At 39.4% G+C, this 1637-nt stretch carries 1 protein-coding gene; it reads left to right on the top strand.

The genetic code is table 11. From position 1 onward, the window contains the following. Positions 1–52: 52 nt before the first annotated feature. Positions 53–1599, top strand: a protein-coding gene (locus tag H5203_RS22440; protein ID WP_145238773.1) for an IS3 family transposase whose coding sequence is annotated in 2 segments (ribosomal slippage) — positions 53–512 and positions 512–1599 — 1548 coding nt in all. Because the reading frame shifts where the segments join, the coding sequence is not laid out codon by codon here. Positions 1600–1637: the final 38 nt, after the last annotated feature.

Below are 1637 nucleotides of genomic sequence, written 5' to 3' on the forward strand. Positions count from 1 at the left end.
CCCCCTGTGTCAGGATAGTTGTCGCCTCTAACTTTTAATAGAGGCAGATAAAATGAGACGTCGATTTACTCAAGAATTTAAAGTTCAAGCTGTTGAAAAAGCATTATCTCAATGTGATGATGTTCGTCTAGAAGATATTGCTGATGATTTAGGCGTCGGCTATTCAACACTACAACGGTGGATTGCACTTGCTAAAAACCATGAACTTGAAACTAAAAATAACGGTAGTCACATGACAACAGAAAAACGCCCTCATGACTGGAGCTTAGAAGACAGGCTCAACGCCATTATTGAATGTGCGAGTTTAGATGAAACAGCTCTTAATGAATATTGTCGTGCTAAAGGACTTTACCCGCATCATATTCAACAATGGAAGCAAGATTTTGCTAAAGGGCCAGCAACGAAGCCTGTAAAATCAGACAGCAAGCAGCTCAAACAAGAAATTAAGCAGCTTCAAAAAGAGCTTAATCGTAAAGATAAAGCATTAGCAGAAACAGCCGCTTTACTTGTACTCAAAAAAAAAGCAGATGCGCTTTGGGGTTTCAACGAGGACGATTAACCAGCTCAACTGAACGCCATGAATTGATAAAGCTCATTAAAGACGCTCAGAAATCAGGGGCAAGGCAAGCAAAAGCATGTGAGTTACTTGGTTTAACGACAAGAACAATCCAACGCTGGATTGAAGCTGAAGATATGATAGATAAGCGGACAAGTACGATAAAACGACCACCTAATAAGCTAACTGAATTAGAGCAACAGCGTATAATTAAGACGGTTAATTCAATAGAGTACGGGCATTTACCACCCTGCAAGATAGTCCCTAAACTATTGGATAAAGGTGTGTGGATAGCATCAGAAAGTTCGTTTTATCGCGTTATGAAATCACATAACTTACTAACACACAGAGAAAAAGTAAAACCAAATAAAAAGATAAAAAAGCCAAAAGCGCTCAAGGCAACACGTGCAAACGAAATTTATACATGGGATATCACGTATTTGCCGACAGCAGTTAAAGGTCAGTTTTTATACTTATATTTAGTGATGGATATTTATAGTCGAAAAATAGTTGGTTGGCAGGTTCATGACACACAACTAAGCATACTGGCGGCTGATTTAATGGTAGATATTTGCAGGCGAGAGCAGGTAAAACCTGAGCAAGTCACGTTGCACTCAGATAATGGCAGTCCAATGAAAGGAGCAACGTTATTAGCGACATTGCAGGAGTTAGGGATTGTGCCTTCATTTAGCCGACCATCTGTGAGTAACGATAATCCGTATTCTGAGTCATTATTTAAAACATTAAAGTATCGCCCAGAATACCCTGAAAAAGCCTTCGAAGATATCGCGAGCGCAAGGAAATGGGTTAACGGATTTGTAGATTGGTACAACGATGAACATTTACATAGCGGTATTAAGTTTGTCACGCCAAATCAGCGTCATTTAGGTTTAGATAAAGCGATCCTAGCGGAACGTCATCGTGTTAATGAAATAGCGAAATTACAGAATCCAAGTCGTTGGTCAGGAAAGTCTCGAAATTGGACAATGATCAATGAAGTAAATTTGAATCCAGAGAAAAAAGAAGAAGTGCGGGCGGCATAAAATTTAACTTGATGCGACAACTAACTTGAAAAACTCCG

The sequence above is a fragment of the Pseudoalteromonas sp. SG41-1 genome, assembly GCF_014164575.1.
GTDB classification, from domain to species: domain Bacteria; phylum Pseudomonadota; class Gammaproteobacteria; order Enterobacterales; family Alteromonadaceae; genus Pseudoalteromonas; species Pseudoalteromonas rhizosphaerae.